Here is a 26,480-nt window from a genome sequence, read left to right as displayed (position 1 = left end):
TGAGGCGTCGCCGGGCGGGAGCCGGCGGCCAACACCACGGCGAACAGTCGCGGATCCGGTCGAGCAGGTGCGGCCAGCCCGCGCCCGCGCCGTACGAACGCGAGTTGTCCGCGTCGAGGAACGCGTGGCCACCCTACCGACGAAACCGCGCCAGATCTCCGCGCCTCCGAAGCGAGCCCGCCCCGCCCAGACCACCAAGGCTAGGCCGAAGGCCCCCGCCGGCCGTCCCGGGCCCGCGTGGCTCTACGCGGACGACCCCTGCGCGCACTTCCAGCCGTTCCAGCGGCCGACCTGCCGCGCCATGCTTGGAGTGGACTGACTGCCCCTACGCCGCCGCCAGGGGGCGCGCTCACCGATCGGCGAGCTGCTCCTGTGCAGCGGCCAGCCGGTTGACAGCAGAGGCGAGCGCAAGAATGGCGAGCACCTGCGCCATCGCGGGGTTTTCGTGCAGGGTCTCCAGGGCCCTGTCCTCATGAGTGCCCGGGCCGTGCATAGCGGTGGTCATGCGTCATCTCCTCTTGGGGGCGCCGAGACAGCGGACCGCAACCTCCTTGATCTTAGGTCGAGGGCGTGCGGACGGCTGGCCACTTCCCTTGGCTACCCGGTAGTTGGCCGGTACGGCTGGCCCGCAGTTCTCGCAGATTGGGGATGTGGTTGTACAGCGTGCCCGGGCTGACGCCGAGCAATTTGGCGATGGACGTGATCGAGTGCTCGGGGTTGGGGAGCATATCCCGGGCCGCGCGCAGCAGGTCTTCGTTGATGACGGTGGGACGGCCGCCGACCCGGCCGCGCCCGCGGGCGGCGGCTAGGCCTTCGCGGGTGCCGGCGACGATGAGCTCCCGGATGAACTCCGCCAGCGCGGCGAAGACGTGAAAGACCAGCCGGCCGCCGGGGGTGGTGGTGTCGAGGCTCTCGTGCAAGCTGGTGAAGCCGATCTCGCGCTTACGTAGGTCGCCCACCATGGTGATCAGGTCATGGAGGGAGCGGCCATAACGGGCCAGTTCGGGGACGACGAGGGTGTCGCCGGCGGCCAGGAAGGCGTGGCAGGCGGCCAACTCGGGGCGGTCGGCGTTCTTGCCGGACTTCTTGTCGGCGAAGATGCGCCGGCATCCGGCGGCGTTCAGCGCGTCGATCTGGCGCTCGAGCTTCTGCCCCGCAGTCGAGACGCGGGCGTAGCCGATGCGGATCTCGGTGCGGTTGGCGGGGAAAGCGGCGAGCGGATCCGGCGGGAGCAACAGGCCATCGGTCACGCCCGCCATCCTCTCAACAAACGGTCGTTGAAGATTGTTGAACACCGAGGGTTGTTGAAGGGGTTTTTGAAGGCTTCTACGGCCCCGAGCCGGGATCTGGTGATCTTGTCAGAAAACGATCGTTTGTTGAAGACGAGCAATCCCAGCCCGACGAGGACCTGCCGCCACATGCGTACTCATTCCTGCCGTCCGCGCTTCCAGGGCCAGCGCCGCTTCCTTGGCGCCGTACCGTCCCCCGGGTCCGGTGTTGCGGGCATGATCGCAGCTGGTAGCGGTACCGCGGTAACCGTGCCGAGCACAGCATCCCGGATCGCCGCCCAATCGCCTGCAGCCCACCAGCCGAACAAATCCCGGCTGCTGAGCACCACGACCTTGAGTGAGTTGACGAACTCGGGTCGTTCGTACACCTGCACGGAACGATCGTGCGGGTCCTTTCGGTGCTGATGGTTCACCACCAGTACGCCCGCGCCGACGGGTTCGTTCGGACGCAGGCTCGGCCAGGTCGCCAGGTGCCGTTCCAGCGCTCCGACAAGCTTCTCGGGCGCGTTGCCAGCGGCCGACTTAACTTCGATCATCCGTCGCTCGGATCCGTACGTCACCAGCAGATCAGCGGACTTGCTGTCGCCGAGCTCGTCATCGAGGTTCACTGTGGCAAAGCCCGCCGCCTGCAGCACCGCATCGACGGTGTCTTCAAGCTCGTCGCCGGTGCCGTACAGCAGGCCATACCGAATTGGTTCGGCCGCGGCCTTCGCCGTCCGCAGTTCGCTTTCCAGCCGCGCATGCTCGACCGCGTAGGTGGCTTCCAGATCCGCGAGAGCCTGGCGCGCGGCCGTCTCGGCGGCACTCTGCAGGGCCGGGTCGACGAAGTGCGGCGACCTCGCGCGCCGCAGTGCGCCCGGGGCGTATGCCGGTAGGGCTTGGTTGATGAGCCAGTCCAGCACGATGTTGCCGTCGGTTTCGTTGGGTACGAGATAGGCACGCTGGTCGGCGTTGGGTGAGATCCATACCGCGACCACGGGCATTCCGAGGCCGTCGACCAGGATCGGTGTCAGCGTCCCCGTCGGTTGATGGGTAATCGGAGGTCCACCGCCACCCGGATACAGGGTGGTGCCAGCCAACTCCATCGCCCACCATGGAGCATCTGCCGACCTCGTCAACAGCCGCAGACCGAGATCCCGCTCTGGAACGGGCACCTCGTCAGCCAGTTCCGGTTTGGTTCCGATAGGCAATCGGCGACCCGTGACGCGGGTTCCAACAGCCGGGGTCACGTCGACTGATGCGTCATTCGCGAACAGGTTCGATCGTGTCGAGTCGTCGTCCTTATGGCCCATCGTGAGGATGATCAGAGCGGTCTCCCCGCGGTTGTGAGCGCCCTCGAGGAACCGCCGCCATTCGTCGGCTCCCGAGTTGTGGAGGTGACTCGGGTCGAGGGCAGCGGCACAGTCGCTGCTCTCCTCGCCCAGCCAGCGCGGCTCAAAACCGTGTTTGGCCCAATCGATCCGTGAATCGATAAAAGTCTCGGGACGGCGCGACCCCCACGTTGGTTTCGACATTGAGGGGTTAGAGAGGGCCACATGAACGGGGATCGGCATTGATCCAGAGACTGTCACGGCCAGCACGATAGTCGCGAAACGTGCCGATCCAGGTTTTCTCCCTCCCCGGTGGCGTCGTACGGTAGCCGGCACTCCTCACCGGTCAAGGGCCGCCAAGATCCCCGCCCCGACTGCCCTCCGGGCAACCTTCCGGGCCGCTATTGCGGTCTGACCAGGCATCTTGTCTCTTCTCCCTTGACCGCTTCGTCGCTGCTCGGCGACCTACTCCCTTTTGCCACCGGGGAGGGGGAATGGGGGGAAGACACCCCAAGATCACCGGCCCTCTCTCGATCTTGAGTGAGAGGAAGCTGTCCATGACCGCGTACACCCCTGACCACCACCGCAGGCCCCGGGTGATCACCGTCCAGGTCCCAGCAACGTGGCTCAGACGTTTATCAAAGTCGGGGTTCGATCGTCGCTGCCATCGATGATCACCTCGAACACCCCGGGCCGCACCTCATGAGAGTGCGACTGCACCTGCTCAGCGATATCGGCTGGCCAGCGCGTCTCCGCTGTCCACACAACGCCACGAAGGACCTCTAGATTGAGCGTCAAGCGTGATAGATCAAGGCCAGACACGTCGACTGGCCACTCATCAAAAAAGTCCATGATCACGGTGAACGCACTTCGGATCCTGCCGATGCTAGAGAGATCGTGCAGGTCATGCGGCAGTAGGTCCGCGACTGCATTCGCTAGCTCGGAGATCGTGTTCAAGTCCACCATGTCGTGATGGCGAAGGTTTTCAGAGTTCGATACGGATGCCAAGCCTTCGATGAGCATTCGCAAGTTAAGGGCATCTCGACGGGCGCGGAGACCCAATGGGGCACCGAATACATGATCCCAGGTGTCGGGTCTCTTGGTGCGCAGCTCCTCCACTACGTAGAGGCGAGTTAGCGAGCGAACAAGCTCATGCGCACAACTACGTATTGCGATGATCGTGAGCGGGGACAGGGGCCCTGCGAAGCGCCGAGGATGTTCCTCCAACGGGAAGCCTTCCGACGCCGCGAAAACGATCGTCATACTGTCCGAATTGGGTTTGAGCTGGGCACCGGCACCGGCTAGAAACCGGGCCCACCGAGATGGGAGCGCTACTCGTAGCCACGGCTCTCGACGGGTACCGCGAGCCAGCTTGCCAAGCAGGCTCTCACTGCTTGCGCGCACCATTGTCGTCACCTCCTCCTAGCGTCTCCGCATCGACACGTTTGCTCTCCGTCACCTCAACTCGGGCCAAGAGACTTTGCACCATGGATGGCGCACCGACTCCCATAATGAACGCTGGCCAGGGACCGCTCATCTGCTGGCTCGCGGCGGCAGCCACCAACGCGCCCAGAACGGCCCCGACAGCCAGCACGAACAACCGACCCATGAGTTCTTCGGCGCTTTTCCAGGGACGTCGGAATGATGCCGCGGTTACCGCCACACTCAGTGACACAAGCCCAGCGGCCGCGCCGCCCGCGAGGCCCCACCCGGCCGCTTCGATCGGTCCCATGCGCTGACCGTAACGGGTCCAAGCCGTACCGTCAGGGCAAAGCGGGCATGTGTTCCGATCTGTCTAGCCGCGGCGTGCCGACCTCGAACAGTCCCTGCTCCACGAGCAGGTGTTCGGCGAGGTTGGACTGTTCTCCTGCGTCATCGACGACCGCGATGATCGTGCGTGTGTACTCGATCACCTGGGCAGGCTGAAACCGCTCACCCCGGATGCCCTTGGCGCGCCACATTCGCGCGCATGCCACGGTTGGCGCCCCGTGTCGGTTGGACTGGTCACGCTCCGAACCCTCCCGAGAAGGAGACCAGCTGTGCAGCGCGCCCAGGTGTACGTCGAGATCGGTGAGCGCATTCATCAGCAGGCCGCCCAGCTACGCCAGCACGTCGACACCTACGGCCAGGCACAGCACCACGGCGCCAGCCGCGGGCGATCCACCATCCGGGGCCTGTCGACGTCCCGGGCCCGACGAAGAGCCCGATTTCATACCAGCTGATATACCGGCCGCCTCCCGACCTGCGCCGCAGCATGGAGGCCGAGCCGTACGGGCATGTCCGGGCATACACTGCATGCACGTCGAGACTGCCGCCCAGGCTGTCGAGGAGGATGAGAGCGTGACTGCCCAGCCGGTCGACCACCACGGCGACGCGCACGACCCCGATGCCATCCTCGCAGCCCTGCCCGAGCGCTACCGCGAGGCGTTCCTGGCCGACTACCGCGCCGCCATGCAGGCGGCGATGCACCACACCTGGCAGTGGCAGGAGCTGACTCGGACGCTTCACCTGTGGCACCTGCGATCGGTCGCCTACTCCGCCCCTGGTTACGAGCAGGCCCGGGCCGAGGCCGCCGCCGGCATCGCCGAGGTCCCCGCAGAGCAGGTCATCCCCGGATGGGCCGAGCTGGTCGCAACCCACGGGCGCACGGCCTGACCCACCCGTGAACTATCAGGTCACCTTTCACGCATCCGCGAGCGCTCAAATCCCCGGACTCCCGGAGGACGCTTACCAGTCCCTGGTCGAGGAGCTGCTCATTATCGGTGCCGACCCGCATCGCCGCGGCGTACCCGACCCCGAACAGCCGGCGTTCCGTGAGCAGACGTTCGGCGAGGCTGGTCTGGTCTCTTACGTCATCGACGACGCCGCGAAGGTCGTGCGCGTGTACGTGATCATCTGGGCGGGCTAAGGGCGGAGACATGGCTACGGCCGCCGACTCAGCTTAAAATGTGAGCTAGGTCACACCCAGTAGCGCGCTTATCTACCGGCCGGACGAATGGGCCGTCTCAGGCGGACAAGTCTGTCCTTCCAGGAGGAACAACAGCTCGCGAAAAAATAGAACCTGTTCTAGTTTGCTCGCGGCTTGAAACTATGATTTGTAACACGTGGAAGGGCCTCCTACCTGCCCAGAGTTGCACTGCCCTGGCCGGTAGGAGGCCCAACCACCTCCCTATGAGGTGTGGCGAGAATCGATCGCGACCCAGATGATCCACAAGATCAGTCTGGCCACCGCGAGAGTACGGACCAGCCGGTCCCCATCTCGCTCGTTCTCCCCTCGACGGCTAGGCCCCATGGCCATGCGTCCCTTCTCCGCCGGACCGTCCGGCGGATCCGCCCACGGACGGGTACGTCACGGAGACGGGACGCTTCCGAAACCGAGCCGTCTCAGATCACGGTAGAGCTCTCTCCGCGTCGGTGCCGGATGGCGACTGCGCCTGGATAAGTCCTGGAGGGACAATCCTTAGTCCGTAGGAGGGGGAGTTACCTGCGGGGTTGAATGCAATCCTCCCGGGATATCGCGGACTCGCCGAGTTTCGTGTACGTGCACCATCGGCCAGGTCGTGTCGGTTGGACTGGTCACTCTCCGCCCCCCGATGAAGGAGTGACCACGCCGTGCAGCGCGCCCAGGCGTACGAGATCAGCGAGCGCATCGACACCTACGGCCAGGCCCAACACCACGCCGCCGGCCGCGAGCTCGAGGTCACCCGGGACCAGATCCGGGCCGCATGCCGAGCACTCCACGCTGCAGCCGCGGATCTTGAAACGTTGATCGCGCAAAATTTCTGACAGCGATCTCGCCGACACGCGGCGCGTTTGCATGCATGGAATCCCAGGATGCGCAAAGATCTCGGCCGTGCCATCAATACGAGGACGTGCCGTACGGCCAGGAGGGACCGGCGGCAATGTGCCGCTCCAGACCCGCGTGCCCGCAGAGGTCAAGCGCCGGTTCGACGCGGCGGCCGACCTTCGTGGGATCAGCTTGTCTCGCTACCTGGAGGAGCTGATCGATCTCGACCCGCTCGCACCGCCTCGGGATTCACGGCCGCTACAGCAGGAGGGCTCTATCGAGCAGATCTCGGCCTAGAAATGCGTAGGCCCCGGTGCGAGACCGGGGCGTATCTACGACCTCAGGGGACCGCCGCACCGAGGGGACTTACCACCCCCGACGACGGAGATCCCATCCGGGTCAGCTCGCCTTACCAACGAGCCGACCTTTGTTCCCGCACTACCGCGCATCCAGCAGAGACAGAGAGGAAAGCGAGGCGCCTAAGGAACTGACAGGTCCAACCAACTGAACATCCGCACTACATCGCGCCGGTTACCAGCCGGCCCTTTGTCGTGCATGCATCAAACCGGAGCCCACGATACTCGATGGACGTCCGGCTAGCCCAGCACGCCCAAATACGGGCGTGTCGCCGCACAGCGGCACGGGTGATGCCGAAGGAGATGACAACCGATCACGGCCACGTACGGCCTACTACGAGGGACCCGACCACAACCCGGGCCTGCGTAGGCGGACGTGGTTCCGCTTGGTCGCGCTGCAGCGATGGCGCGGGCATCTCGCCGATGACTGCGCGTGGAGGATGGCCCGCCACCTGACCCACCGGGCCGACGAGCGGGGCCGCCTGGCCGAGCTTCCCGCCGTCATGGCGTCCTACGCCGCGGTGCATCAGGTGGGTATCCGCACGGCGTGGTCGGATTTCCGGCGCCTGCGCGAGCTCGGGTACGTACGGCAGACCGCCGCACCGTGCCCTGGCCGCGCCGCTCGCTACACGTTGGCCGTACCCGCCGACCTGCCGCCGGAGCTCCCGCGAACCCTGTCCACGACCGTACGCGAGGAGATCGACCCTGCCGTTGATCGGGCGCGCAGCCGGCAGACCCGGGTCACGATGGACGCAGCGCTCAGCGAGTGCGAGGTGATCCGGCACGGCTCAGCTACCGGCCCCAAGATCGCCGCCTCATTCGGCTGTGGAAGACTGCACACGTCTCCTTATACGCGAGAAGGCTCTCCCCCCTCCCCGCCGGAGCATGTCCCGCGCAGCCGCCCAGGCCCTCGCCAGGCCCGCTTTGGGGGTGTCAGCGACGAGGAAAAGAGCCAGGCCCTTTACATCGTAAAGACGTGCGGGCCGTTTTGGGAGCGGCAGCGAGGCCCGGGGCGCGGTCTGCCGTCGTCGCAGGTGGCCGAGGTTGCTCACCTTACGGCGCTGTTGCTGCGGCACGTGCCGCCCAGCGAGGCCGTGGAGCTGCTGACAGAGCAGGTTGCCAGCGCCGAGGACCTGGCCGCCGTGGTGCGGTTCCGGATCGGCCGGCAGCTCGCCGCCGCACGCCGCCAGGTCCGGGTCGAGGTCGACGAGGACGGCCGGGGCTACGCTGCGATGCTCCAAGCCCGGGGAACACAGGCCGCCGCCCTGCTCGACCAGTCGACCGACAGCCGCCAGGCCACACGGCAGGCGCTGGCCGCCGTCCGCGCCCGCGTCGCCGCGCGCTGACCGCGCCTCTTGCCCGTGCGACAACCCCGCGATCATAGTTCTATGTCATTTCGCCGGGTGCCTCGCCGAGCAGGGCCATGCAGCGGTACTCGTGTGAGGCCGCCTTGGTGCGCGCGTCTCGTTCTGGTGTCGAGGGGGTCACGATGGCGTGGTGGGAGAACGATCCGGTTTACCAGGCAGTCGAGCAAGCGTTCGTGGACGGGGACCCCGAGGAACACGCGGGCGGTCCGCTTGATGTTCGTGCCGTGGTGGCGTCGATCTCCCGGGAGGCCAAGGACGCGTTCGCGTACGACGACGTCCCGTGGGGCCGCTTTCCCCGAGGCCCGGAGACCCGGGACCACGTGGCGCGTCTACGCTCCCACGACGCCGACGTGGTGTACCACGCGGTGCGCGGAGTGAACGGGGAACTGGCGAACAGCGCCTGGTCGGTGGCGGCGCTGGCGGTGCCGTTCCTCCTCCGCGTCGCGGCCGACCCACGCGGCCATTGCCGCGCCTACGCGCTGGAGCTGGCGGCGGGAATCGTGCAGTGGACGCCGGGGCCCGGCCGGTGCACCCGCGAAGAACTGCTGCGCGTCACCGACGGTGAGGGGCGCTACGAACCGAGCGGCTACTTCGGGACCTGGGGGATCGAGGCGGCACGGGACGCTATCGCCGCGGACGCCGACCTCGTCACGGCCCTGCTCGACGACCCCGACCCCGAGGTGCGCGCCGCGGCCGCCTATGCGGGGGTGGTCGCGTCCGGGCACATCGACGACATCCGCGGCGCCTTGCACACGCGCCTGCGTGTCGAGGCCGACCCCACCGTGCGCGCCGGCCTGGTACTCGCGATCGCGCAACTGGCCTACGAACACGCCGACCCTGCGTGCGAAGCATGGGCCCAGGAATTGTGGTCCGACCCCGCGATGCCGCCCGCGGTCCGGGTGAGCGCCGCGCTGGGGTGGCTGTGCCTGACGGATGCCCCCGTCCCGGACGCTTTGGGCGCGGTACTGGACGCGTGCGCGACCGACGAGACGGCACGGCTGATGACACCGCTGCCGTGGATGCGCGCGGTCGACTACGACGGCGACGCGGGACTCCGACGCTGTCTTCGCGGACTACTCCACCCCGAGAGCCTCGAACCGCAGTGGGACGACCCCTGGAGATCGCCCCCCCGCGCTCACCTGAGCGACTTCCCGGGGCACGCGGCAACAGGGGGTGCGGCCGGAATACGGCAGAAAGGTACCGCGCCCACCTGAAACCGCAGGTCAGGAGGCAAGGCTGATTGCGAGGGTTTCGGCGTCGGTCCGCCGCCCGATATATGGGGCCGGAATGCCGAGCGAACCGGCGTCGATGCGTTGACCTGCGGTGATGCGGTTGCGGAGACCGGACAGAGCCCCTGTTCTGTCTGGTACGCACCCCGGCGCGGCCCGTGTCTGCCGTATTCCGGTGGCACCTGTGGGTAGGCCACGGGCATGACCAAGAACGGGCGTATGGACAAGGAAGCCGCCGCGCGGATCCAGTCGAGCGCGGCCCGGAACCCTGGCGGCAAGTCGGCTGGCGATCAGTGGGACCGGCGGGCGCAGTCCGCAGCGGATCGGAACGAGGACCAGGAGCAAGACGAGGACGACCGCCGCTGAGGTCGGTGCCTCATCGGCGCCGGACAAGGTGGATGAGAACGGCCGAGGCTACGGTGCCATGCTCCCGGGCCTGTCGTGATGAGAGTTGTCCGGCTCGGTTGTCCGAGATTTGGGGGTAAGACAACGGCCCTTCCGGGGCTAATCAGAAGGGCCGTGATCCGATCTTCGAAGCGCTCATCCGGACCAACGAACTGGCGCACTCGGCCGAGTCACAAGGGCAGATGCCCCTCGGCGGGGCTCCCGCCGGCTTCTCGGTGGGTCCAGTCTGCCAACCGGAAGGGATATCCATAAGGCTGCCGGACTGGCGCGGATCATTTCGACATAGCTTCGTACTCTGTCGGCGTCAATTTGACGTCCGCAGCCCGTACGATTACCCCCAGCATTTTGGGTGTTCCATCTGACTCATTTACCCGCGCTGACCTGCGGGTTTTCACTTCCAAGCGCATCAACGCTCCGATTTGGCATCAGAAGCGGGAACCCCGGCATCACGGATATATCGACCCGCTCTGGGAGTCCTCGCGTAGTTGTCCGGCGAGTTGCACGGTGTGTGATCTCCCGCATGCGGTTTACGTCACAGTGCGGGATGATGCCGGTTGGTGATGTTGCTCGTGTCCCAGGCGGAGGGCTAACCGCTTGGGATTCCGTGCGCGCAGTTGTCGCCGTGCTCATCCGGACCAACAACTTTTTGGAGCTCTCCCCGTGCTTCCCGTTCCGCGTACTCTGCTGCCCTGCCTCCCCCAGACGTCTGTTCAGGTGCGGATCCTGATCTGGGTCCTCACTCTGGTCTTCGTCGTTGTCCTCGTCGAGCTCGGCACTGACCCCGCGCTGGCGCTGAGCGTGTCCCTCGCTGCGCTGGCCGTGACCCTCGGCGATCTTCTGCCCGCACGGGCCAGCGAGAGCCGCTGAGGCCCACCAGCCGTGCGTTTCCTCGTCAACGAGGTCTGCTGATGCCTCGACCTGAGCGCCCCATCGAGGGAGAAGGGTCTGTCGCTGACCTGGCCCGCGAGCTTCGCCGTCTGCGCGAGCTCGCGGACTCCCCGCCGTACCACCAGCTGGCGGACGCCGTTCATGTTTCCAAGTCCGTCCTGGCTGCAGCCGCTGCCGGGTACACATGCCCTTCGTGGGAGGTGACCAAGAAGTTCGTCGAGGCATGCGGCGGGGACCCCGCAACCGTGCGGGGGTTATGGGAGCTGGCCGGTGCCGAGACTCGTAAAAGCCGTGCTTCGCGGAGGCCTCGCCCGCGGCGGAAGTCCTCGCCGAAGGAAGCGAAGCCCTCGCCTTCGCCGGCGCGATCGGTGGTTGCCCCTGATCCGTGGCGTGCGAACACACCGGCGGAGTATCGGTACGAGCTCAGGCTCTTGTGGAGGTGGGCTGACGCCCCTGCAGACATGGTTCTCTTCCGCTACCGGGGGGACGCCGGGACCTGGGCAGGGATCGCCCGGACCACCTTGTATGACGCGCTCAATCCTGCAAAGCCTGGGCTTCCCAGACTCCGCACGGTGGAAGCCATCGTGAGCGGCTGCGGGGCGGACGTCGAGCAGTGGACCAACGCCTGGCGCTCTCTCAGGGTCACCATCTACGCCGAGGCCAACCCGCGTCCGAGCGAGTCCTTGCCGGGCTGACACGTAGCCACACTGCTGAACAGGGTGAAAGCCCCGGGCATGAGGTTCGCCCGGGGCTTTCACGTGTACTTAGGGGCCAGATCATTCGGGCCGCACAACAATCCCGAAGTCGATGCTCTTCTCGATGCCGTCGAGGCGTTCAGCGATCGCGATCTGCGCAGCGAGCATGCCGATCTGAAGGCGGAGCTCGAGGGGCGCGCCATCGTTGAGCTGTACGCGCGCCGCGGCGAGCTGTTCCTGCGCGATGCCGACACTGGTGTCCGCCATGGGTTACCTGCTCTTCCTCTCCGAGGGGATCACGACCTTGTCGAGGAACTCGTCGAGGGTGTCGTCGTCGAGCTTGCCGTCCAGGTCCAGCGCTGTTGCGATTGATCGCGTACTCACCTCGCGGGAGATCTGCAACCGACGCTCGGCCTCGCCGATGATCTCGTTGATGGTGGCACCCGCAAGATGGGGCTCGTGGCGGACAAGCCAATCGAGCATCTCCGCCACCAGCGGCGTGATTCCGTAGAAATCGTGACGATCAAAGCCGTTCTCTTGGCGGAGCTGCTGGCCAGTGGCGAATTCATCCAGGACTGCGTGACGGATCGTGGCTGCCAAGGCCTCCGTAGGGACGATGTTGCCGAGGTTGACTGCGACCTGCCAACCGAGGCTTTTCGCGACCTCTTCGACCGCACTTTGGGTACGCCATCGCAGCGCCCACCGCTTGCGCCGATCGGGGTTCTCCCACAGAGACGAGACGAAGAACCGGGTGAAATTGTCCCAGACCTCCGCGACGCCAGCAGGAACTGAAGCCTCGCCGTGCTGAATGGATATGGTCTCTTCCACGCTGTCGGGAGACCGGCGGCGCCGTTCAGCCCACTCTTCGGCCACTGGCCGGGCCCATACGTTGCGCCCGCTGACGGTTGCCTGCGGTTGCGGGACGTCTCCTTCTTTGCGGGAGATGTAGGCCCGCAAGGTCGAGGGGGCGACGCCGGCGATCTGCGCCATTTCCGCTACCCCGACCAACTGGTCACCCGTGAGCTCAGGGGCTGAGATCTTCACGACGCATCGCGACAACGGGATCGGGCCCTGGTGCTGAGCAGCCCACGACGCCAGATCGTCCAGCCAGCGGTCCGGCGAGGGCAGCGCATCGAGGTCGACTTCATCGACGTGAAGAACGTGGCTGCTTGTCGGCTTCCTGTTCGTAGTCAGCAGGTCCGCAGCGGTGACCGTGGTCGCCGCAGGGACTCGCCGCCGGACGAATTCCTCGCTCGCGAGGTCGAACACCTGCGGGGGCCGATACCAGGATGTGCCGTCGAACCAGTAGCCACCGGACCGGAACAGCAGCGCCGGGCTTTGGAGCCAGTGGTGCATGCCTGCCGCGTCATTGTCCCGGTAGAGCACCACGGAACGGCCGTGGTCGGGATGCCAGCGCACGGACCATGCCAGGTCGTGTCGGATGGGGTCGGTGGTGAAGGCGGCCCATCCTCCGTCGTGACGGGAATCGTCGTGGCGGCCCCACATGCCGTCACCGCGGTGACGGCCCACCGCCTCAAGGGCGCGGGGATCGTCGAGAGGGATGTGAGAGTCGTCGACGAACGGCAGGTCAGGGATTGGGTGGTCGGTTCTAAGGCCGTTCGCGACTGGATACGAATCGTGCAGCGGCATCATGCCCCTATTCAGTCGAAGGTGCTGTAATTATCTACAGCATAGAAGTCCAATGCCTACAGCGCGTGCAACTCGGAAGGCACAACGGCATCACTGCGTGGCCGCCGGACGCGGCGCGACCTACCAGAAGCGCGAAGAGGGCACCGCCGCCGAAGTTGATGCGGGCCAAGGCCGGACAAGGCGGGCCGACAGCGATCATGCGTTCATCTGTTCGAGACTGTCGTTGTGCGTCGCTACCACCAGCCGGCCGAGGTCGAGCTCGACGGCCAGGGCTTCCCTGCGCGGTTCCGCGCGTGGGGCCGGACGTATGTGGTGGTTGAGGAGGCGGAGCCGTACTGGGAGGAGATGCTCCCGTGGTGGGAGGGCGAGAACGCCGGTAAGTCGGTCGAGGAGCTCCGGGTTCGGCACTTCCATGTGAGGGCTCATGGTCGGCAGCGTTCGGCCGTGGTGGAGCTCGTGCAGCGCGGCGGCATGTGGTTCGTTGAGGGCGTGGAGGACTAGGCCGGGACCGGCGGGGTGTGGCCGCCGCTGGTTTGGCGGTGGGGTTCATCTATCGCCCGATGAGGGTGTGGAATAGCAGGACACTTCCGCCGACGGCGCCGCCACTCACCAAGAGCGCTGCTGGCAGAGGCTGCCCAGCGAGATAGGCGAGCACGCCTGCGAGCAGACCTACGACGCCCGCTAGTAGCAGAACAACAGCGGCACGGACAGACAGCAGCGGGCCAGGCGGCGGTGTCACGTAAGTCTCCTTGTGGTGATGACGGATCTTCGTCTCGTAAGTCGCAGACGCGGTGTCATCCCACGAAAATCTCTCGTAAGGCCCGCAGGAAAAAATCTTGAAAATATCCGTGGGGTGCCTGCCGGGCGCGCACTTACAAGGGTCGTCTGCGTCGGCGGTTTGGGGGGTTCGACGAGAGCTTGCGGAGCAGCGAAGCCCCCGGGCCGCTGACGGAGCCGACCCGTGCATGTCGGGGCGGCTATAGACGAGACCAACGGGAAGGGCACTGGACGGTGAGCGACAGCGAACAGGCGGCGGGCAAGTTGCTCGCGGTCAGCGCGCGTACCGGGCCGGTACAACCTCCCGAAACGAACGCTTCCGCTCTCACGCCCGTTTCGTTGGCGGACATGCTCAGGGGGATGCCGGCCACGCGGGCGGCCGAAGCTCGGCAGCTTCAGGAAAGCCTGGAGCGCCGGGCGTCTGACCAGCGATTGCGCGATGAGCTGGCCCGATGCAACTTCACCGGAGACAGGTATCAGAGGTTCGAAGAAGAGCTAGCCCGCTACGGGATGTCGGTCCTCCGCGGGTGGATGTACACCGGCTACATCTTCAAGCTCACTGCGAGCCGTAAGTTCGCTCTGTCCCCCAGCGAGGCGGAACTCGAGGAACTCCACCGTGACTCTGATGCTCGCGAGGAGCTCGCCACGATGACCGTCGCCCTTGCCCTTCCTAAGTTTCGCCAACACGCGCTTGTCGAGGGCGGGTGGCGATATGAGGGCGGCGCCAGCCTGCCGACCTACTTCATGGGGGCCTGCCTGTACATCTTCCCCAACGAGTTTCGAAAGCGCCGAGTCCAGCAGAAGAAGTGGACCCGTGCGCACATAGGGGAGGCCGTCACGTTGGACCCAGAGGCCGGGCTCATCACCAGTGTGGAGGCGCAAGCGCTGGGGGATATGCGCGTCCGTGACGATCTCGGACGCGTGGATGCGCGCACCCGCGCGATCGTTGCGTTGACGATCGACGGCTATACCCAGGAGGAGATCGTCGAACTCCTGGATGAAACCTCTATTCGGGCGGTGGAAGGGGCCCTGTACCGATGGAGAAAGAGTGAGCAGAGACATCTGCAGGGGGGCGACAGATCGTGAGCAACACCGCTGACGAGCAGTTCGACGGCATGATCGAGCGCTCATCGCTCGGCACAGCGGGGGCGCGTCAACTGCGGCAGCGAACTCCGCAGCCCAGCATCGACGAAGTCCGCCGCCTCCAACGCGACCAGAGAGCTATGAGTGCGGAGCAGAGACTTGCGGATCGGCGTGAGCGCCTCATAACCGCCGCGTATATCTTGTTCGCCGAGCCGGGGTTCCACGCCACCACGATCGAGCGGCTATGCGCGGCAGCACGCATGTCGAATAGAGCGTTCTACGAGTGCTTTGCCTCCCGGGAAGACCTGCTTCGAGAGGTCTACGAGCGCTGTGTCACTGACACCTTCGCTTCAATGAGCCAGGCTATGGAAAAGGCCCCGCCGACCATCGAGGCCCGGGTCGTCGCCGCCGTCGAGCAGTACGTGCGTTTTGTGACTGCTGACGCCCGCCGAGCTCGCATCATGCATCTGGAAGTGACACGAGCAGGGTTCGCCCTTTATGGCCCCCGGCAGCGTGCGGTCGCGACGTTCGCTCACCTGATTGAAGAGGCCGTTGGCGAACTGCAAGGAACCCCAGGAGACCTCCACCTGTTCGCGCTAGGGCTCAGCGGCGTGATTCAGGAGCTGCTCGTTGAGTGGATGCTAGACACTCGGCCGCCCTTGATCGAGCTGATGATCGACACTGCCTCGCACATGTTCCTGGCCAGCGTTGGTGCTTCACGAACGAACTGATGGAGTAGGTCTCGGTGCGCAAGGTGGTACGGCGGACGGGCATGGGTCGATCTTGGTGGATCTCCGGTGGCGTCGGTGATTCTTCCGGCAATCTGGCGGCTCAGCGCGGGCATTGCAATGCGTGCCCGCAAGCGCTGGGCGTGATCGTCCAGCCGCCACGCGGATCCAGTCGAGCGCGGCCCGGGACCCTGGCGGCAAGTCGGCCGGCGATGGTTGGGACCGGCGGGCGCAGACCGGAATGAGGACCAGGAGCGCGAGGAGGACGACTGCGGCTGAGGGTTCTATCTGGTGTTTCTGCTAGTTCTGCAGTGGCCAGGTCACCCGGTGACCGCTTTGGGTGCCGGCCACGTGCGGGAAGCTGTTCCACCCTGATGGGTAGTCAGCGGATCCCTTTTCGGCTTCGGTGGCGGCTACCCAGTCCGTTCCCGGCCGGTCGGGTTGGACTCGAGTCGAGCAGGTCTCGGTCTGCCCGGCCGCGAGATCGAAGTTGCATCGGTGGGGTGGGACGTCGGGCCGGTACGTGTTGCCGTCAGTGAGCCACACGAACACGGTGACCTTTCCCGGCTGCAGTGCTGTCACGTGACTGACGAGCTGTAGGTGGCCGTCGACCACGCTGATGCATGGATTCGCCGAGACCGGAGCGTGATTAAGGTTGATAGCTCCCCGACACCCACCGGGGGCGCTGGCTGCGCCCGTCTGGCTGGTGCTGGGAGTCGCCGGTGATGGGGTACGCGATGGGCCAGCGTCAGGAGACGATGGGGCAGGGGCCGGGCCCGTGCCAGAAGCAGTTTGTCCGGAGCTGTTGCCACGCGTGAGTAGCCACCCGCCGCCGACTACGACGAGCAGTACCGCTCCGACGAACACACCTGCCTGCACAGCCTTCCAAGCCCGGAGCCGCCGCTGGCCCTTCTCAACGCGCCCGTAGTAGACGGCCGCGCAGGTGGCCACGATGATCGCTACCACGGCCACTATCAAGCCCAAGAGTGCTATGAGATCAGAGGAGTCCATCAGCCCTCTAGCGCAGTGATCTTTTCGGCGGCGAATCGCAGCGTAGCAGGACACTTCTGAGCAGACGCCGTATTGGGAGAAGACGCTCCCGCGGCGGAGTTCTGCGCGCGCGGTGTGGCCCGCCGGGGGGCGCTGGCGGCTCAGCGCGGGCATTGCAATGTGTCGGGGATAGGCCGGGTGGCGAGGTGCCGGCCGGGGGCCGGTGCGTCCGTGTGACGGCCGCGTGGTCGAGGTTGAGGCGTTTTCGCCGACGCTCTGCGTGATCTTCCAGCCCGCCGCGCTTCCCTGTTGTGGATCTTCTCCGGTGCCGATGTTGCCCGCCGCCTCTGGCTACTCCGCGTGTCCGCGCTCCCCGCTTCACTGCCGCTCTCTGAAACCCCTTGCCGCGCCCCCAAGCTCTCGCCCCCAAGCTCTCGCCCCCAAGCTCTCGCCCCTCCCCCCCGTCATCGCCTCTCTCCGTGCACCTCAACCCCGCTCACACACCTCTCCAAGTCTCTCCACCCCATCTATCCACAAGCAACACACCGAGGCATTACAATGATGATGGTTGTTTGATCTTGTTCGCTTCGCTCCACGATCCGGAAGGAGGTGCCGCCGTGCTGAGCATGACGACCGGGTACGACCCGGGGTATCTGGCGCGGACGGCGGGTGGGGCGGAGAACTACTATCTGTCAGCTACTGGCGGCCAGGGTGGCGGGGAGCCGGCGGGCCGGTGGACCGGCCGAGGGTGTGCCGATCTTGGGTTGGTGGGCGAGGTCGACGCGGATGAGATGACCGCGATCTACGCGCACCTGCTCGACCCGAGAGACCCGGAGGGTAAGGCCACGTTGGGCAAGGCCCCGCGGACCTACCGGAGCGCTGACGAGGTTCTCGCGGACAAGTTGAAGGCCGAGCCGGATGCCTCGCCGGAGCGGATCAAGGCTCTGACGCTGGAAGCGTCGAAGAACGCGCGCAGCGCGGTTCTCTTTCATGACGCGACGTTCTCCCCGGCGAAGAGCGTGAGCCTGTTGCATGCGGGTTTCCAGGCCGCCGCCGTGGATGCCCGCGCCGCCGGCGACCTGGTGACGGCCGAGGCGATGGAAGCCAAGGCCCGCACGGTGTGGGATGCGGTCGAGGCTGGCAGTCAGGCCGCGCTCGACTTTCTGCAGGATGAGGCCGGGTATTCGCGGACGGGGTATCACGGGGCGATCCCGCGTGACCCGGTGACCGGCCGCCAGCTCGCCGACCACGCCACCGGCCGTTTCGTCGAGGCGCACGACTGGGTTGTCGCGTCATTCAGCCAGCACACGAACCGCAACGGCGACCCGCAGCTCCACGTGCACAACGCGATCCTGAACCGCGTGGAGTGCCCGGACGGGCAGTGGCGGACGATCGACAGCCGGGGCATGCGGAAGGCTCGACCGGCCGCCGCGGCGATCGGCGAGCGCGTGATGGGGGAGCAGCTCACCCGGACGCTCGGGGTTGAGTTCGCGACGCGCCCGGACGGGAAGGCCCGGGAGATCGTCGGGATCGACGAGGCGACGCGGGATCTGTTCTCGTCTCGCCGCGCGACGATTCAGCGCGACGTTGCCACGCTGGTTACCGAGTACGAAGCGAAGCACGGCCACAGCCCGAGCCGCCGCGCTCTTTTCCAGATGGCCCAGTACGTGACGCTGGACAGCAAAACGCGGATGCGGAAGGGCAAGGAGGAGGCTCCGCGCGAGATCTCGCTCGCCGGGTGGGAGGCGCAGGCCCGCGCCGCCGAGCTCGGCGCCCTGGCGGACATCCCCGGGGAGGTCGCCGGCCGCGTCGATCTGGCCGAGGCCCGGCACGTTGCGGAGCTCGCCGACCAGGAGATTCAGCGGGTGCTGGAGACCGCGATCGCGGAGGTACAGGAGGCGTCGGCGACGTGGAACCGCTACCAGCTCACCGCCGCGATCAACCGGGCCCTGCCCGACCAGTTGGGCGGCCTGCCCGCCGACACCGTGCGGAAGGTGCTGGTAGACCTCACAAACGATGCGCTCGATCCCGCGTCTGACCTGGGCGTCCACCGGTTGAACGCCCCCGAGCTCGTGGCCACGCCTGACGCGTATGTGCGGGAGGACGACGGCCGGAGCGTGTTCGAGCCGCACGAGCGGGGCCTGTACACGACCCGCAAGCAGCTCGACGTTGAGGAGAAGCTGATCCGCGCGGGCGCGGAGCTGGGCGCTCCCGCTCTCGATCCGGAGATGGCAGCGGCGGCTCTGGGCGGAGACGTGGCGGCTCTGGCCGCGCGTCTGTCCGGCGCGGCCGTGGAGCAGGACGGCTCCGGAGTCGAGCAGGGCAGCGCGGACGCGGCGCAGTGGGTCGGCGGTCTGCGTGACGACCAGGCCGCCGCCGTGCACGGCGTGCTAACGTCCGGGCGCCGCATCGACGTCCTTGTGGGCCCTGCCGGTGCGGGCAAGTCGCGGGCAATGGGCGAACTGTCGACGCTGTGGCGTGAGCAGGTCGAGGGGAAGGTTGTCGGTCTGGCGGTCTCGCAGAACGCGGCCGAGGTACTCCAGGGCGAGGGCTGCGACCGCACGCGCAACATCGCGATGTTCCTCACCAGGGTCCGGACCGGTCAGGAACGGATCGGCCCGCGCGATCTCATCGTGGTCGACGAGGCGAGCATGGCCACCTCGCGCCAGCTCGCCGAGATCAATCGGATCGCCGAGCAGGCCGGCGCGAAACTACTACTGACGGGCGACCCCGAGCAGCTCGCCGCCGTGGGCGACGCGGGCGCGTTCGCGATGCTGGCCCGTGAGCACGGCTACTACCAGCTCACACAGGTTCAGCGGATGAGCGCCGAGTGGGAGCGCGAGGCGAGCCTGGCCATGCGCCGCGGCGAGGTCTCCGCGCTGGAGCAGTACGACAAGCACGGCCGACTGCTGGAGGGCACGGCCGAGGAGATGAGCGAGCAAGCGTATCGGCGCTGGCTCGCTGACCACCTGGAGGGCAAGAGCTCGCTCCTGCTGTCGGCCACCAAGGATCAGGTGACGGAGCTCGCCGCTCGTGCGCAGGCCGACCTGCGAGCCCTGGGCCTGGTCCAGGACGACGGGATCACGCTGCGAGAGGCGACGGCCGGGCGTGGCGATCTCATCATGGCCCGTCAGAACCACAGCAAGGTCACTGATGAGGACGGGCGCCGGATTACCAACCGTGACGTTCTGCGGATCGAGGAACTCGCCCAGGATGACGTGAAGGTGCGGCGCTTGCTGGGTCGCGATGCGGCGACGGGTGAGCAGCAGTGGAGCGAGGCGTATCCGGTCGGCAAGTGGTACTTGGAGGAGCACGCCGAGCTGGCGTATGCGAGCACCGTGCACGCCGCTCAGGGCCGCACGGTCGACACCTGCCACTCGCTCGTGGGCGAGGGCACCGGCCGGTCCATGCTGTACGTGATGATGACGCGTGGTCGCGAGGGCAACTACGCGTACGTGTCGATCGACGAGCGGACAGCGCAGATGGAGGCCGGGCAGGACGCCGCGCCCGAGCTCGCCGAGGCCGCCCGCCGGGCCGAGCGTGACGCCGGGCCGGTACCGACGCCGGAGGCCGCCCGCGCCGCCGCCGGACGGATCGTCCCGGACGGTCCGGACGCGCCGAGGCTCGACCGGTTCGCCGTCCTGGCCGAGGCCATCACGACCGACGAGGCCGAGCTGACCGCTACCGAGACGCTGCGTGATGAGTACCTGCGTGCGGGCCACCTGGGGCACCTGGGCGCGATCCACACGGAGGTCGTGCGAGACATCAGCGAGGCCCGGTACGCCGAGGTGCTGGAGGCCGCGCTCACGCCTGACCAGTGGGCCAGGTTCGCCGGCACCGAGGACCGGGGTCCGCGCGGCACGCTCTACCGGCTGCTCCGGTCAGCCGAGCTCGCCGGGCACGATGCGGCGGCGCTGGTCGAGCGCGCGGTGCATGCGCGGGAGATCGACGATCCCGCCTCACCGGCCGAGAGCATCGCGTCGGTGCTGCACCACCGCGTGCGGACCGCGCTCGGGACCGACGAGCCCGCGCCGCTTCCGGTGGCGTTGGTGGCCGATCGGACGCCGACGCATGGCCCGGCGGAGCTGGTTGACTACGCGCGTGAGCTGGCCACCGTGATGGACGCCCGGGCGGCCGAGATCGGCGAGCGGGTCGCGCAGGAGGCCCCGGCGTGGGCGATCGAGCATCTCGGGCCGGTGCCCGCCGACCCGATCGCCCGGCAGGACTGGGCGGCGCGGGCCGGTGTGGTCGAGGCGTTCCGCGAGCAGTACGACCGACTGAGCCTTGATGACGCGATCGGGTACGCGCCGGACAGCCCGGAGGCCCGGGCGAGCTGGCACGCCGCGTACGTCGCTCTGGGACGGCCGGAGGCTGAGCTGGACGTGGCCAGCCGCACGGATGGGGAGCTGTGGCTGGAGCGGGCCGCGTATGCGCGGGCCGCGAAGTGGGCGCCGCAGTACGTGGCCGACGACCTGCGGGACACCACGGTCGCGTCGGACCGGGCCCGGGCCGATGCGGTGCTGACCGCTCAAGAGGCCGCGGCCGAGCTCGACCCCGCCCGGCGGGAGTTGCTGGAGGGCAGGGCCCGGGCGCATGAGTCGCTCGCGGGCGTTCTCGAGGACCGCCGCCGTGCGCTGGAGTTCATCGACGAGGCCCGAGAGGCGTGGCACGCGGAGACCGAGCAGGCCCGGCAGCGTGCCGCGCAGGCCGATCAGGAGCTGCGCCGCCGGCACCCGGAGGCCGACCTGCCGCCGATCCACCAGGACGACGAGCGGGCCGACGACAGGACGGCCGAGCCGGTCGAGGTCGAGCGGGACGAGCCCATGCGTGGGCAGCTCGCGCTCGACATCGCGGTGGAGCGGGACGACCAGCCCACGGCCGAGCAGGACGCCGACCGCGGCGTGGAGCGGGACGACGAGCGGGCCGAGGACAGGACGGCCGAGCCGGTCGAGGTCGAGCGGGACGCCGTCCCGGTCCGCCAGGACGACGAGCGGGCCGCCGAGGTGCACGAGCACCAGGGCGAGCTCGATCTCGGGATCGGTGTGGTCGACGGCCGCCAGGTCGCCGCGGATCTCGTGGCCGCAGCCGAGGCCGCCAAGGTCACACGGAAGGCTCTGGAGCGGCAGGAGGCCGAGCGTTCGGCCGCCGACCGTGAGGAGCTGGAGCGCCGCGACGCCGAGCGGGCGCGCGAGCAGGTCGCCGTCCGGCAGGAGCCGCAGCGGCGCCTGGAGGATGAGCGGGTACCGAGCTTCAGCCGTGACGAGCCGGGGCTGGAGAGGTGACCATGAGCGGGCCAGGGACGTACCGTGGCAGCAGCGACGGATCATCCCGTGGTGCACGGGCCCGCGGTGTCTCCCATGGGAGACAAAGTCAGGAGGCGATCATGTCAGGCGTGCGCGTGCCTGGTCGGCAGCCCGAACCGCCACGCCCGCCCCACGTCGGCCGACAGGTTTTCGAGCGGCAGATCAGCGAGGAAGAGGCCGCCGACCTGCGCCGCCCTGCCGTACGGAGGCCGCCGGAGCATGTCGCCGCGGTGTTTGCCGCGATCCGGGAGTGGGAAGCTTCCCATCCCGCCTCCGCCCCCTCTGGCTACAGCCAGGCGTTTCTGTGGGCTCTCGGCAAGAGCTTCACGGCGCCGTCGAGTGGGCGTCAGACCAGCGCTATTCCGACGCTTGCTGACGCGCGCGCGGAGATCAAGCATGCCGAGAACAACCCGCGCCGTCGCGGGGAGAGCGCCGAACGTCAGGACGCGGCTCGCACGCTTGAGTGGCTGATTGGGAAAAGCGACGACATCCCTGTGCCTGGGTCCACCCCGGAGGCGGGATGGGGCCACCTGGTCGGAGGTCGCGGGCACCTCCTGCGAAGCGACGACCAGATCCGCGCGGTGCTGGAAAGGGCTCGACGTGGACCCGCTCACGCGCGGATCGAGTGGGAGACCGACTGGTGTTCCGGCGTTGTCGCTACCTGCGAGTGGGCATTGGGTCTGCGTGCAGTCGGGCCCGCGAGCGGCCGGCCAACCAGTACCGGCGGCCGACCTTTTAGCAGGAACGATCTCGTGGGCGAGCTCGCGCCTGCCGAGGACATCGGGTGGCAGAACCCGGGCCCGGGCCGCCGCCACTCTGCCGGGTACGGGGACGGCATCCTGCACACGATCGGCTGGCTTATGGGCAGCAAGACGCAGGAGCCGGTCGGCGATGATTGCCTGCCGCCGTAGACATCACATCTCGGACAGACGAGAGGGCCGGAGACCAGGTCTCCGGCCCTTTGTTCGTTGTGTCAGCGGGGAGTGCGGCGGATCACTTGCGTGTTGGTTGGTGCGGTGGCCTCGCGGGCACGGTGGCCGCAGGTCTTGAACACGCCGTCAAGGCGGCCGAGGACGCTCGGGAGCCATCTGTCGTGCCAGTCGCCCGCGTCGCGCGGGGTGCGCTTGTCGGGCAGGTAGGCGTTGTACCAGAGGTGATACAGCCACGCGAGCTCCATGATCGCCGTCTCGTGCTGCTTCCAGCAGGAGGCAATCCGTTCGTCTCGGAGGTAGTCGCCGTACGTGGGATACAGCACCTCGTAGACCCAGCTCTCCAGCTCGCCGAGCCTCTGTGCGCGCTCGTCTTCCGTCATGCGGACCCATGACCAGGTGCGGACGGGCCCGATGCCGCTCTCTTCGTCCTCCGTGAGCTGGGCAACGGTCTCCGTGAGTGCGGCGACCTGCTCGCCGAGGTCGGCGGCTGCACTGAGGACCGGGGCCGCCGCGTCCACCTTGCCGGCGACCTGCTCGACTCGTTCGCGCAGCTTGCCCAGCTCCACGGCCAGGAGGGCCAGAGCATCGCTCTGGCCCCCGCCGCCGTTCCTTGCCAGCGTCATCAGCTCTCACCAGGGTCGGGGACAGCGTCCCAGGGCCGGGGCGCGCGCGGTGCGGATGGGTCGCCGATCGCGGGCCGACGCGGCAGAGGCGGGGCCGCCTCCTGCTCCGGCTCGATTGGCCGCCGCCTGGAGGCGAGTTCGTCGGTGTGCCGGTGGCCGAGCAGCAGGCCTGGCTCCGGGATGGCGATCTCGCGCTCGACCACGCGGGGCAGCCGGATCGGCTCGCCGCTCTTGGCCCATGCCTTGACGTCGGCGCGCTTCCAGACTTGCTCTGTACGGATGATGGTCGGCAGCGCCGCGTCGAGGATGAGGATCGCCCGCCCGGGAGGCAGGCGCCGCACGTCGCCGGGGGCCATCACGTCGACGTAGTCCTGCACCGGGGTTTTCGTGCCGTCCCGTTCCCGGTGATCGCGCACCTTGATGTAGACCTTCCCGCAGAGCTGACTCACCCGCGTGAGCAGGTCAGGCTCCGACGCGCCCGCCATGATGACCTTCGCGCCTGCGGTCTGCCAGATCGTCTCCGCGCCTTTCTCGCCCCACCGTGCCACGAGCTGCGCCCAGCTCTGCGAGTACATGGCGAGCCGGATACCCGAGCCTGCCGCGTAGGACGCCCACACGTGCACCGGGATGGGCGTGACGTTCGCGACTTCGTCGAGCTCCAGCGACAGCGGCGGATCGAGACGGCCCGCCGGCGACGCCGCGCCCGCTATGACCGCCTCGTGCTTGAGCTCCGCCAGGAGCGCGCACAGCAGCGGCGGCACCGGGCTTCCCGCCTCCGACGACGCGACCAGATACAGCGTGTCGCGGCTCCGCAGGAACGATCGGATGTCGAACTCGTCTCCCTCGCCGCGAGGCGTCAGGGTCTCGACGACCTCCGGCGAGAGCATGAACGACATGACCTGATCGCACGTCGCCTGGATCGAGTCCCGCGTGCGGTCGTTCAGGTTCAGGAACCGGCGCACGACGTCGGCCGCGAACGGGGCCGCCATCGTGTGCCGGCTCAGGATCTCGACCGGCGTGTAATCCTCCTCCGTGAGCCACTTGTAGACGTGGCGCATGGAGCCCGCGACCAGGCCCGCCGCGTGCATGTACGCGGACAGGACGCGCACGGCCTGGTTGGACCAGAAGTTGCTCTCGCTCAGGCCGCGCGTCTCGACCGCCTCCACCATGTAGCCCGCGCGGCGAATGGCGGTCTCCGGGTCTTCGCACCCGGCTACGGGGTTCCACCGGAACGTCGAGCCGTACTCGCCGACGCCCTCAGGGTTGAACACGTGCAGGGTGCCGACCCGCTGACGCAGGCCAGCCGTGTTCTTGATGAGGTCGCCGCGGATCGAGGTCACGACGACAGGGCCGGGCGCGTCGATGATGGCACCGGCCGCCGCCGAGCTCTTGCCCTTCTGCGGCGGCGCGATCGTCAGCCGGATGTCGTGCAGGGTGCCGTAGCAGCGCCAGCGGTGCACCCAGCCCTGGGACCACCCGAGGAACGTCGCGTACTGCGGCCAGGCCCGGTACCCGTACAGGTCGCGGCGTTCGAGGCTGGGCCGGGCGTGCCGGGCAACCTTGCGGGCCCGCTGGAGGCCGTAGCGCCGCCAGAGCTCCCACCGGCCGGCGAACCCGGCGCCCGGGTGGCGGCGCATGCGGACGCGCCGCCACAGGCCCGCGCGGGGCCGTTGGTGGCCCCTGCGGGCCGACTCCCACGCCATTCGGACGGCGATGCCGCCCAGCAGTACGACGGCCAGGGTCACGAGGAAGCCGGTCGAGATGCCGGGGAGTGCGAGATCAGCAGTTGCTGCCGAGACGTTCATTCCGCCGCCTCCTGGCCCTTGGGGGGAACGCCGAGAGTGTCGAGGTGCTCATGCAGGTAGTTCCGTGCCGTGGAGTCACGCTGGAGCCCGACTTCCTCATACAGCTCACGAGCGATCGCGGGCACCGCCGAACGATCACCGTAACGCCCATCGCCGACAAGGCGAAGGCGCTCATAGCGAGCGATGAGGCGATCGCGCGCGCTCGCGGAGGCGAGCACGAGATCGCGCTCGGCGATCAGGAGCTCTCGGTCATGCTCGGCCGCGCGCATCCGCTCATCGAGCTCGCGGCGGAGCTTCCGGAGCTCGGCCGTCATTTCGGATTCACGCTCGGTAAGACGAGCGGTCAATGCAGTCCGTTCCGCCGCAGCGGCCTCTGTGATCTCGCGGATTTCGTCGGCTGCCTGCTCGCGCACCTGCTCCGCGCTCGTGGTCGCGCCCTCCGCGATGGCGAGCGCTTCCGCCGCGCGCATGCTCGCCAGCGAGCGCCCGGGCGCGATCGGGGCCGTGTCGAGAATCCAGGACCGGAGCCCGCTCGCGGTGCTCTTGGGGGCCAGCACGAGCCGGATCACCCACATCAGTAGGCGGATCAGGCCGCGCAGGGTGCGGACGATCGCCACGAGGACGCCCGACAGGATCGGGGACTCATCCATCTCAAGGCCGCGCCTCTGCCCGGCCCACCGCCGCACTTCGACGATGAAGGTCTCCAACATCCAAGCCATGGTGATCGGGGCGATCACCGCAACGAGGATGCCCTCCACCGTGCCCGGCGCGTAGAGCACCTGAGCGCCCAGGGACAGCCCGAAGAAGATCAGCACGCCAACGCGGGCCCGGAGCGACGACTGGCCGCGCAGCGCCGCGACGAGCGCGACGAGCGCCATAGCGATCCACCCCGCGTCCGGGAGCGCACCGACGATCGCCGCGCGCCACTGGTCCGCGTCGTTGATCGCCGCGCCCGTGTGGTTGTGGGCGAGCGCGAACAGACGCTGTGCCTCATAGGCCACGAAGCCGGAGCCGACGAGCGCCGCGAAGATGACCGCGCCGGCGAAGCCAAGCAGCCGCCCGGGCAGCTTGTCGCCGCCGCCCTGGCCCTTCGGCGAGACCTTGTACTGCCGGATCTCGCGTACCCCGGGCTCGTTCGTCCACGGCGCGAGCGGAGGCCGCTCCGCGTGCTCGGGCACGTGCCCGTTTACCTGGCCCGCGGGCTCGGAGGCCGGCCGCGAGCCCTTTAGGCTGATGCCACGCATCAGAGAGTTCTCCTGTCTG

The 26,480-nt window shown here is 67.8% G+C and carries 26 protein-coding genes and 1 pseudogene; 16 read left to right on the top strand and 11 right to left on the bottom strand.

Annotated elements, in window-relative coordinates:
- Window positions 1-319 (top strand): hypothetical protein (locus tag Pth03_RS38745; RefSeq protein ID WP_203949499.1); only part of this gene is annotated, 319 nt, incomplete at its 5' end.
- A 30-nt stretch (window positions 320-349) separates the two neighbouring features.
- On the opposite strand, the gene Pth03_RS38740 is transcribed toward Pth03_RS38745, so the two are convergent.
- The 6 genes from Pth03_RS38740 to Pth03_RS38715 form a co-directional block, all read right to left on the bottom strand.
- Complete coding sequence (locus tag Pth03_RS38740) at window positions 350-505, bottom strand: hypothetical protein (protein WP_203949498.1); 156 nt, start codon at window positions 503-505, stop codon at window positions 350-352.
- A 52-nt stretch (window positions 506-557) separates the two neighbouring features.
- Complete coding sequence (locus Pth03_RS38735) at window positions 558-1,250, bottom strand: recombinase family protein (protein ID WP_239119707.1); 693 nt, start codon at window positions 1,248-1,250, stop codon at window positions 558-560.
- Between the two features lie 176 nt (window positions 1,251-1,426).
- Complete coding sequence (locus tag Pth03_RS38730; protein WP_203949496.1) at window positions 1,427-2,842, bottom strand: hypothetical protein; 1,416 nt, start codon at window positions 2,840-2,842, stop codon at window positions 1,427-1,429.
- Between the two features lie 384 nt (window positions 2,843-3,226).
- A complete protein-coding gene (locus Pth03_RS38725; RefSeq protein WP_203949495.1) occupies window positions 3,227-3,718 on the bottom strand; it encodes a hypothetical protein in 492 nt (163 codons plus the stop codon).
- A gap of 268 nt (window positions 3,719-3,986) precedes the next feature.
- On the bottom strand, window positions 3,987-4,331 hold the full coding sequence (locus Pth03_RS38720) for a hypothetical protein (RefSeq protein WP_203949494.1): 345 nt from the start codon (window positions 4,329-4,331) through the stop codon (window positions 3,987-3,989).
- 31 nt (window positions 4,332-4,362) lie between these two features.
- Complete coding sequence (locus Pth03_RS38715; protein WP_203949493.1) at window positions 4,363-4,683, bottom strand: hypothetical protein; 321 nt, start codon at window positions 4,681-4,683, stop codon at window positions 4,363-4,365.
- 256 nt (window positions 4,684-4,939) lie between these two features.
- Between Pth03_RS38715 and Pth03_RS38710 the strand changes: the two genes are divergently transcribed.
- The 10 genes and pseudogenes from Pth03_RS38710 to Pth03_RS42285 all read left to right on the top strand — a co-directional run bounded on the left by Pth03_RS38710 (window position 4,940) and on the right by Pth03_RS42285 (window position 11,326).
- Window positions 4,940-5,254: a DUF6247 family protein gene (locus Pth03_RS38710; protein ID WP_203949492.1), complete on the top strand. Its 315-nt coding sequence runs from the start codon at window positions 4,940-4,942 to the stop codon at window positions 5,252-5,254.
- 7 nt (window positions 5,255-5,261) lie between these two features.
- A complete protein-coding gene (locus Pth03_RS38705; protein WP_203949491.1) occupies window positions 5,262-5,507 on the top strand; it encodes a hypothetical protein in 246 nt (81 codons plus the stop codon).
- Between the two features lie 704 nt (window positions 5,508-6,211).
- A complete protein-coding gene (locus tag Pth03_RS38700; RefSeq protein WP_203949490.1) occupies window positions 6,212-6,385 on the top strand; it encodes a hypothetical protein in 174 nt (57 codons plus the stop codon).
- Between the two features lie 67 nt (window positions 6,386-6,452).
- The gene (locus Pth03_RS38695; protein ID WP_203949489.1) at window positions 6,453-6,683 is read left to right on the top strand and encodes a hypothetical protein; all 231 of its coding nucleotides are present in this window, start codon (window positions 6,453-6,455) and stop codon (window positions 6,681-6,683) included.
- Window positions 6,684-7,008: 325 nt separating this feature from the next.
- Window positions 7,009-8,088 (top strand): hypothetical protein, encoded by a 1,080-nt coding sequence (locus Pth03_RS38690; protein ID WP_203949488.1) that lies wholly within the window; start codon window positions 7,009-7,011, stop codon window positions 8,086-8,088.
- 143 nt (window positions 8,089-8,231) lie between these two features.
- Window positions 8,232-9,323 (top strand): HEAT repeat domain-containing protein, encoded by a 1,092-nt coding sequence (locus Pth03_RS38685; protein WP_203949487.1) that lies wholly within the window; start codon window positions 8,232-8,234, stop codon window positions 9,321-9,323.
- 216 nt (window positions 9,324-9,539) lie between these two features.
- Window positions 9,540-9,704: a hypothetical protein gene (locus Pth03_RS38680; protein ID WP_203949486.1), complete on the top strand. Its 165-nt coding sequence runs from the start codon at window positions 9,540-9,542 to the stop codon at window positions 9,702-9,704.
- A gap of 699 nt (window positions 9,705-10,403) precedes the next feature.
- Window positions 10,404-10,610: a hypothetical protein gene (locus tag Pth03_RS38675; protein WP_203949485.1), complete on the top strand. Its 207-nt coding sequence runs from the start codon at window positions 10,404-10,406 to the stop codon at window positions 10,608-10,610.
- Window positions 10,611-10,651: 41 nt separating this feature from the next.
- Window positions 10,652-10,867: pseudogene (locus tag Pth03_RS42815) on the top strand (helix-turn-helix domain-containing protein); the annotation flags it as partial.
- Between the two features lie 336 nt (window positions 10,868-11,203).
- A complete protein-coding gene (locus Pth03_RS42285) occupies window positions 11,204-11,326 on the top strand; it encodes a hypothetical protein (RefSeq protein ID WP_275413282.1) in 123 nt (40 codons plus the stop codon).
- 81 nt (window positions 11,327-11,407) lie between these two features.
- On the opposite strand, the gene Pth03_RS38670 is transcribed toward Pth03_RS42285, so the two are convergent.
- Both Pth03_RS38670 and Pth03_RS38665 read right to left on the bottom strand, forming a co-directional pair.
- Window positions 11,408-11,593 (bottom strand): hypothetical protein, encoded by a 186-nt coding sequence (locus tag Pth03_RS38670; RefSeq protein ID WP_203949484.1) that lies wholly within the window; start codon window positions 11,591-11,593, stop codon window positions 11,408-11,410.
- Between the two features lie 3 nt (window positions 11,594-11,596).
- Window positions 11,597-12,979, bottom strand: coding sequence for a hypothetical protein (locus Pth03_RS38665; protein WP_203949483.1), 1,383 nt, complete (start codon window positions 12,977-12,979; stop codon window positions 11,597-11,599).
- A gap of 222 nt (window positions 12,980-13,201) precedes the next feature.
- On the opposite strand from Pth03_RS38665, the gene Pth03_RS38660 reads away from it, so the two are divergent.
- The 5 genes from Pth03_RS38660 to Pth03_RS38640 all read left to right on the top strand — a co-directional run bounded on the left by Pth03_RS38660 (window position 13,202) and on the right by Pth03_RS38640 (window position 22,768).
- On the top strand, window positions 13,202-13,477 hold the full coding sequence (locus tag Pth03_RS38660) for a hypothetical protein (protein ID WP_203949482.1): 276 nt from the start codon (window positions 13,202-13,204) through the stop codon (window positions 13,475-13,477).
- A 510-nt stretch (window positions 13,478-13,987) separates the two neighbouring features.
- A complete protein-coding gene (locus Pth03_RS38655) occupies window positions 13,988-14,839 on the top strand; it encodes an RNA polymerase sigma factor (protein ID WP_203949481.1) in 852 nt (283 codons plus the stop codon).
- On the top strand, window positions 14,836-15,567 hold the full coding sequence (locus Pth03_RS38650; RefSeq protein ID WP_239119706.1) for a TetR/AcrR family transcriptional regulator: 732 nt from the start codon (window positions 14,836-14,838) through the stop codon (window positions 15,565-15,567). The genes Pth03_RS38655 and Pth03_RS38650 overlap by 4 nt, the downstream gene beginning before the upstream one ends.
- A gap of 1,613 nt (window positions 15,568-17,180) precedes the next feature.
- On the top strand, window positions 17,181-21,836 hold the full coding sequence (gene mobF / locus Pth03_RS38645) for a MobF family relaxase (RefSeq protein WP_239119708.1): 4,656 nt from the start codon (window positions 17,181-17,183) through the stop codon (window positions 21,834-21,836).
- Between the two features lie 101 nt (window positions 21,837-21,937).
- Complete coding sequence (locus Pth03_RS38640; RefSeq protein WP_203949479.1) at window positions 21,938-22,768, top strand: hypothetical protein; 831 nt, start codon at window positions 21,938-21,940, stop codon at window positions 22,766-22,768.
- 62 nt (window positions 22,769-22,830) lie between these two features.
- On the opposite strand, the gene Pth03_RS38635 is transcribed toward Pth03_RS38640, so the two are convergent.
- From Pth03_RS38635 to Pth03_RS38625, 3 genes are read right to left on the bottom strand one after another with little or no spacing between them, the layout of a single operon-like run.
- On the bottom strand, window positions 22,831-23,412 hold the full coding sequence (locus Pth03_RS38635) for a hypothetical protein (protein ID WP_203949478.1): 582 nt from the start codon (window positions 23,410-23,412) through the stop codon (window positions 22,831-22,833).
- Complete coding sequence (locus Pth03_RS38630) at window positions 23,412-25,217, bottom strand: type IV secretory system conjugative DNA transfer family protein (RefSeq protein WP_203949477.1); 1,806 nt, start codon at window positions 25,215-25,217, stop codon at window positions 23,412-23,414. Before Pth03_RS38630 ends, Pth03_RS38635 begins: the two co-directional genes overlap by 1 nt.
- Window positions 25,214-26,461, bottom strand: coding sequence for a DUF2637 domain-containing protein (locus Pth03_RS38625; RefSeq protein WP_203949476.1), 1,248 nt, complete (start codon window positions 26,459-26,461; stop codon window positions 25,214-25,216). The genes Pth03_RS38630 and Pth03_RS38625 overlap by 4 nt, the downstream gene beginning before the upstream one ends.
- Window positions 26,462-26,480 lie beyond the last annotated feature (19 nt).

It is taken from the genome of Planotetraspora thailandica (assembly GCF_016863335.1).
Lineage (GTDB): Bacteria > Actinomycetota > Actinomycetes > Streptosporangiales > Streptosporangiaceae > Planotetraspora > Planotetraspora thailandica.
Note: the sequence above shows the minus strand (reverse complement) of the source record. Positions and strands in the feature narration are given on the sequence as shown.